Annotated in this window: 4 protein-coding genes; 3 read left to right on the top strand and 1 reads right to left on the bottom strand. The window is 66.9% G+C overall.

Annotation, left to right across the window (positions count from 1 at the left end):
* Nucleotides 1-10 precede the first annotated feature (10 nt).
* Nucleotides 11-679, top strand: a complete 669-nt coding sequence (locus tag EB084_18750) for a hypothetical protein (protein ID NDD30302.1) — start codon at nucleotides 11-13, stop codon at nucleotides 677-679.
* A 12-nt stretch (nucleotides 680-691) separates the two neighbouring features.
* Here EB084_18750 and EB084_18745 read toward each other — a convergent pair whose 3' ends face one another.
* On the bottom strand, nucleotides 692-2,191 hold the full coding sequence (locus EB084_18745) for an SAM-dependent methyltransferase (GenBank protein ID NDD30301.1): 1,500 nt from the start codon (nucleotides 2,189-2,191) through the stop codon (nucleotides 692-694).
* A gap of 235 nt (nucleotides 2,192-2,426) precedes the next feature.
* On the opposite strand from EB084_18745, the gene EB084_18740 reads away from it, so the two are divergent.
* Together EB084_18740 and EB084_18735 are read left to right on the top strand one after the other, a co-directional pair.
* Nucleotides 2,427-3,845 (top strand): hypothetical protein, encoded by a 1,419-nt coding sequence (locus EB084_18740; protein NDD30300.1) that lies wholly within the window; start codon nucleotides 2,427-2,429, stop codon nucleotides 3,843-3,845.
* Between the two features lie 159 nt (nucleotides 3,846-4,004).
* A partial coding sequence (locus tag EB084_18735) for a DUF3060 domain-containing protein (GenBank protein ID NDD30299.1) occupies nucleotides 4,005-5,399 on the top strand: 1,395 nt, incomplete at its 3' end.

Raw genomic sequence — 5,399 nt, 5'->3', positions numbered from 1 at the left:
GCTCACCAATGTGGGGATTCCCGAGTTCGAGCAGTTCTGGTTCGAGTCTAGCAACGGCCCCGGGTATACGTCGCTTCGACAGGCCCCCTTCCTCGTCAAGTACACCTTCAATCCGCGGTGGATGGTGAACCTCGGGGGGAGTTCGTGGCTGAGCCAGACGACGCCCACGGGAACCACCCGCGCCTTCGGCGATCTCACCCCGGGCATCAAGTACCTCATCGCGGTTCCGCGCAACGCGAAGATGTCGACCCAGGCGCTGCAGCTGCAGGTGGGGGTGCCCACAAGCAATCCCGCGCTCGGATTCACCTCTGGGCACACCCAGGAGCAGCTCACCTGGTTCTACAGCCAGGACTACGGCAAGGCGCACCTCGATGTGAACCTGTGGCTCACCGATCTCACTGCGCCAGACGGGGTGCGCCACCTGCAGTTCGGTCAAGGTGTCGGACTCACCGTTCCCGTGAACAAGGCAGGGAACCTGTTGTTCGAAGGCGAGGTGCATCGCTTCGGGAGCGCGGGGCCGGCGCTGCCTCAGACGTCGTACGCCATGGGGGTTCTCTACTGGAGCGTGGCGCCCCAGTGCACGCTGGCAGGGGGCGTGCAGCTCGGGCTCGGATCGAGCGCCGTTCGCCAGACCTATATCGTGGGCGTGGTCTTTCTCGTCGACGGCGTGAGGAAGTAGTCTGGAAGCCCGTCAGGGCTTGCGGCAGAAGGCGAACAGGTTCACCCCCGCGGGCTCGAAGCGCACCTCGACCGGCGCTTCGCCGAACCGCGAGCGACCGAACAGCGCGGTGATCTCTTCCGGCGTTCGGTGGATCAGGCGCCACTCGAGAAGGTTGTCCATCAGCATGCGATTCGGCTGGCCGGCGGCGAAGTTGCCGATGAAGGCGGTGCCGCCACGCTCGAGGTTGTCGTGCATCCAGCTGCACAGATCGACCACCTGGTCGTCGGTGAGATAGTCGGTGAGGCCGATGCTGTAGATGACGTCTTGCGGCGGAAGCACGGTGTGGCCGCGACCGAGGGAGAGCAGCACCACGTTGTCGCGTACGAAGCGCATGCGGTCGCTGACCCCGAAGGCCACGGCCTTCTCAGATGCGTACTCGAGGGCGTCGCGGTCGATGTCGATGCAGGTGGCTTCGATGTGGGGCACGCTGTCGCTCCCATAGAGGTCGAACAGCTCTCGCGCCGGCCCGCAGGCGAGGCTCGTGACCCGCAGCGGGGCGTCGTTGGTGCGGCCCTCCGCCAGATCGCGCAGGGTCTCACAGACGAGCTGGCGGCGGTTCTTCACGGCTCGCGCGGCCGGCGTGGAGAGGAACCATCGGTCGATGTGGCGCCCCAGGCGTCGATCGCCCTGCGGAACGTCGTCGTACATCATCTCGATGGTGAGATAGTCGCCGGCATAGCCTCGTGGCTTCGAGAAGCAGCGATCGTACGTGCGGCTCAGGGTGAGGAAGGGGAAGGCCTCGCGGAACACATGGGCGCCGATGTCTGCCGCGAGCGAAGGGTCGGTCTCGATCTGTCGCGTGAGCCCCTGCTCGAGGGCGGTCAGCGCGGCGTCTACGCGTCGAGCGACCTCGGCCTCGTCGTGGTTGCGCTTGAGCAGCAGGCGATCGATGTCCATCATCTCCCGCTTGAAGGCGAACAGGGTGATGACGAGCTCGGAGTCGAGAACCGCGTCGGAGACCGAGCGCGGGCTGCTCAGGCGGGTGAACTGCGGGAGGTCTTCGATGAAGCGGCTCGCCAGGCGCGTGTTCGCGTCGCGCAGCCGCTGCGACAGGCTGGTGGCCAGCGAGGCGTAGAAGCGGGCCGACAGGCCGGGCACCGTGTCCAGCAGGGAGATGAGGGTGTCGCTCTCGACGACGTCGACCTCCACGTCGGTCTCGGCCAGAACGTTCGCACTGGCTTCGCCGTGCTCGACGAAGGACATCTCGCCGAACACGTTCCCAGGCCCCAGGCGCGCGATGGCGATGGCATGGCCGAGGGGAGAAGGGCGCACGCTCACGTAGCCGCTCTCGAGCACGAAGATGGCCTGTCGGCGCGACCCCTGCTCGAGCAGCACGGCGCCCGCGGTGTGGCGGCTGCGCTTTGCCGCGGCCATGAGGGCGGCGCAATCATCGGCCGTCAGCTGGGGAAAGGCGCGGCCGACGACCTCGAGGCGGCTGTGGGTGCGATCGGTGTCGGATGAAGTCGACATGGTGAGATCATTCCACGTCTCGGTTCGAGGGCCTGCCGGAGCGGTTGCCTCGAGACGAGGGGTGGGTTCCTCGCGCAGGAGATACGCGTGTGGCGTGCAGAACCCATGTCTGCCGCGGTCCTCGCCTGTATCTGTACGGGCTGGGCTGGTGCCTCGTGCGCGGGATCGCGGTCACGCATCTCGGTGGGGGTGACGCCTGAGAAGGTGTGTCTTTCGCCGTCAACGGGGGAACGCCATGAATCGTCGCGCGCTGCTCCTTCTCATGCTGCTGCTCTGTTCGGTGGCGCATCGCCCCGCGCTTGCCGGCGCGAAGGGAAAGCCCGCCAAGGCGCCTGCGGCGTATCGCACCTACCGCGACCCGAGCACGGGCATCCGTCTCGAGATTCCCGCGGGCTGGCGGGTCACCAAGGATGACGGCTTCCTCACCGTCACGAAGGAGAAGCCCCAGGCGGCCGGCATCCTCATCATCCCCGCGCGGGTGAACGTCGAGCGAACCCCCCAGAACTGGCTCGACTGCTTCTTCCAGGTGGCACGCAAGAACGTGCGCGAGGACGGTGGCGACCTGCACCTGTTGTCGTATCGCCCCGTGCGCGGCGGCGCCCTGGCCTCCGTTGAGGGGATGTGCGGTGGCGTTCACACGGCCGGCATCATCAGCGTCTCTTGTCAGCCGGGGTTTGTCGACATGAAGCTGCTGTACGCGCCCGCGAAGACCGTCGAGCGCGACATGAAGGTGCTCGTGCGAATCGCCGAGTCGTACCGGCGAGACACCGTGGTCGAGGCCCCGCAATCGTCTGAGCGCGGCGCTCCCGCTCCTGGCGGCGGAGGTGCGCGCGCTGGCGGGGGCTTTGTCATCTCGTCGCAGGAGCCTGTCTCGTCCTCCCCCTCCCAGGACTACGCCGCGCCCGTGCAGGAAGCGCCCGCGCAGGTCTCGCTGCAGCCCTGGCAGGGACGGTACTTCAGCGCCTCCCTGCCTCCCGGATGGCAGGTGGCGGAGGAGGGTACGAACAGCGTCACCTTGTTGGCCGATGATCATTCCATGGGGGTGTCGGCCATCTTCCTGATGCGACTGTCGTACCCTCCGGACCTCTACCAGGCGTCATATCAGCAGTTCTCGTCGGTGCTGCGCAACCTCTCCTTGAGCGCGCCTCGTTCCATCGCCTCGCCCACCGGCAGCGGCGAGTGGGTCGTGTTCGGGTGCGAGGCCATCGATGCGTACGGCAGGCCGGCGCGCGGTCGCATCTTCGCGGGCCGTGAGTGGAACAGCCTGGGCCACGTCTACGTGGGGCAGCTCGAGCTGGCGCAGGCCGAGCGCTGGCCGGCGTGCGCGGAGCTGCTCGCCGCGGTGCGCAGCACCGTCGCCGTGAGCGATGCATCGAGCGCCGCCACGCTGGGCGGCTTGAGCACCTTGGGGAATCGTCCCAACGACTCGAGCGGCATCATCGCCTCGGGCAGGATGCGCGACGCGGCGACCTCGCGATCGAGCCAGCAGTGGCACAACGCCATGAGCGGAACGGCACGGGTGTACTCTCCCAGCCTCGGCACCGAGTTCACCACGTCCGAGAGCCGCTACTGGAGCACCGGACCCGACGGTCCAGGGTACTACCGTACGCTGCCGGGGGGGCAGGGATACGAGAAGCTCCAGGAGGTCCGCTAGCGTCCGTCGGCGTCACATGGGGGTGAAGCGTTCACCAGATGGCAACAGGGTGGCAACATCCGCACCGTCGTTTTATCGCCCTTTTTTTCTCCGCATCCTATCCTCGTCTCAATGAGACGCGCCATCTCGGCGCAATCGAATGAGCAGGAGGAAAAGACCATGATCGGTGGACTTTCGAACGCGGCGGCCATGGCTCAGCTGATGAGCAACGACATCCAGAACAAGCAGGCCTTGCTGGGGCTTGGCTTCACGCCCGATCCCAACGCCCCGGCGGCTGCGGATGCCGTCGAGCGACTCGCTGGCGGGAACTTGTCGGAGTTCGATCTCACGACACTGCACCCGTGTGATACGGCTTCTCTCTCCGGTGAGAACGTGTTCTGCGGGAGCCCATTCCTCAACGACGTGAAGCAGGACGGAACGTTCCTGCACGGTCAGATCGCGGGCTTCGACAACCGTCTCGATCAGCAGGGCAGCGCCAACACCGCCTTGCTGCGCGGCGTCGCCAACAACGTGTCTCAGAATGGCGCCAGCAGCGAGGTGCTGCTCGATGGTCGCCAGAACACGGTCGATCAACGGGGGACCTTCGCTCACGCGGGAGTGGAAGGCGTGCGCAACACGGTCTCCCAGAATGGGACGGGCGATACCGCAAGCGTGAAGGGCTTCGACAACACGCTCACCCAGCGCGGGCCGTTGCAGTCGGGCGCCGTTCGAGGTGTGGGCAACGCGCTGTCGCAGAGCGGGCGCGAGAACCTGGGAAGCGTCGTGGGCGTCGGCAATCGAGGGTCACAGGACGGCGTCGGCAACGCGATGGTTCTCGGCGGGAGCGGAGGGTCCGCGACGCAGTCCGGTCTGGCCAACCAGATCAATTCACACGGCCGCAACGACCGGGTCTCCCAGAACGGCAACTTCAACCAGGTGACACAGTCTGCGAGCGACAGCACAGCGTTCCAGACCGGCACGCAGAACAGCACCCAGCAGCAGGGCATTGGGGAGTTCGCCGTACAGGGTGGCTCCCGAACCAGCGTCACCCAGAGCGGGGCGGGCAACTCGGCCGACGTGCACGGTCAGGTCGACACGGTGACGCAGAACGGCCAGGGCGACACAGCCACGGTGAAGGGCGCCCGCATCGGTGTGACGCAGCAGGGGGGGCTCAACAAGGCCCAGGCCAGGGGCACCGACCACACCGTGGCGCAGACGGGTAACGGCAATCAGGCCGTGCTCACGGGCCACGGCGGCGCGGTGGGACAGAACGGTGACGCCAACAGCGCCACGGTTCGCGGAAACCGCAACGCACTGACTCAGAACGGCAACGGCAACACAGCCACCCTGGGGGGCGTCGACAACGACGTGACCGTCGGCGGCGACAGCAACCAGGTGGGCCTGAGCGGATCGCGCGACACCTCGCTCTCGGTGAACGGCAACGGCAATCACGTGAGCATCGACGGCGCCCACGACATGCAGGTCAACGTCAGGGGCGACGGGCTCACCGCAGCCTGGAAGGACGGCGCCTGGTCGGTGACCGACGCCAGCGGCGCGGCGGGGCATGCGTTCCAG

Source organism: Pseudomonadota bacterium, from assembly GCA_010028905.1.
GTDB lineage: Bacteria > Vulcanimicrobiota > Xenobia > RGZZ01 > RGZZ01 > RGZZ01.
Note: the sequence above shows the minus strand (reverse complement) of the source record. Positions and strands in the feature narration are given on the sequence as shown.

What these genes read in the sequence shown, in the direction of transcription:
- EB084_18745 (NDD30301.1), bottom strand. Translation starts at nt 2,191, where the DNA reads ATGTCGACTTCATCCGACACCGATCGCACCCACAGCCGCCTCGAGGTC.
- EB084_18740 (NDD30300.1), top strand. Translation starts at nt 2,427, where the DNA reads ATGAATCGTCGCGCGCTGCTCCTTCTCATGCTGCTGCTCTGTTCGGTG.